Source organism: Bartonella sp. AA83SXKL, from assembly GCF_042196965.1.
Taxonomy (GTDB): domain Bacteria; phylum Pseudomonadota; class Alphaproteobacteria; order Rhizobiales; family Rhizobiaceae; genus Bartonella.
In genome coordinates, this window is the sequence record NZ_JBHIRG010000099.1 from 1 (window position 1) to 1,081 (window position 1,081).

The 1,081-nt window shown below is 37.6% G+C and carries 1 pseudogene; it reads right to left on the minus strand.

Annotation, left to right across the window (positions count from 1 at the left end):
- Positions 1–87: 87 nt before the first annotated feature.
- Positions 88–1,081: pseudogene (locus ACFINO_RS09900) on the minus strand (ABC transporter permease subunit); the annotation flags it as partial.

The window sequence follows — 1,081 nt, forward strand, 5'->3', positions numbered from 1 at the left end:
TGCACCAACGACGTGCATTCAGTGGAGAAAAAAAAGGCTCTTTCTGCAACTTAAAACTTTGCACACATTCACCTTTTGTCTCTTGCATCACAAATCCTTTTTATCAAAATCAATACGTGGATCAACGAACATATAAACGATATCAGAAATGAGACTCACAATCAGACCAATGAGCGAAAAAATATAAAGAGAAGCAAATACAACAGAATAATCACGATTGACAATAGACGTATAACTTAAAAGCCCCATACCATTTAATGAATAGAGCATTTCAATCAACAAAGATCCGCTAAAAAATGATGCCATAAAAGTTGCAGGAAAACTGGCAATCACAATTAAAATTGCATTGCGAAAAACATGACCATAAAGAACTGAGCGTTCGCTTAAACCCTTAGCGCGTGCTGTAATAACATATTGTTGACGAATTTCTTCTAGAAAACAATTTTTTGTTAGCAAGGTCGTTGTAGCAAAAGAAGAAATGATCATTGCTGTTAAAGGGAGAACCAAATGATAAAGGTAATCTAATATTTTACCCCCAAAGGATAATTGGTCAAAATTATCAGACGTTAAATGGCTTAACGGAAACCAATTTAAAAAAGACCCTCCAGCAAAAAAAACCATTAAAAAAATACCAAAGAGGAAGCTCGGAATAGCATAGCCAATAATGATAAGTGCACTTGTCCATACATCAAAAGGCGCACCCTCTTTAAGAGCTTTCTGAATTCCTAACGGTAGAAATAGAGTATGAAATCAACAATTGCCAAAACCCAAGCGAAAGAGAAACGGGTAAAGCACTCTTAATCAGTTCAATAACTGAACGCCCTTGTGTATAAGAATCGCCAAAATCAAAACGCAGATAACGCCCCAGCATTGTTAAATAACGTTCCAAAGGCGGCTTATCAAATCCAAATTGCTTTTCGAGCTTGGCAATAAATTCTGGATCCAATCCTTGCGCACCGCGATACTTAAAAACTCTAGAAGAAGACGATTCAACCTCTGCACCATCCAAAATAACATCAGAAGAAAGACCGAGATCACTCCCACCCCCCACTCGTCCTACAGCATCACAGCCTATTCCTTG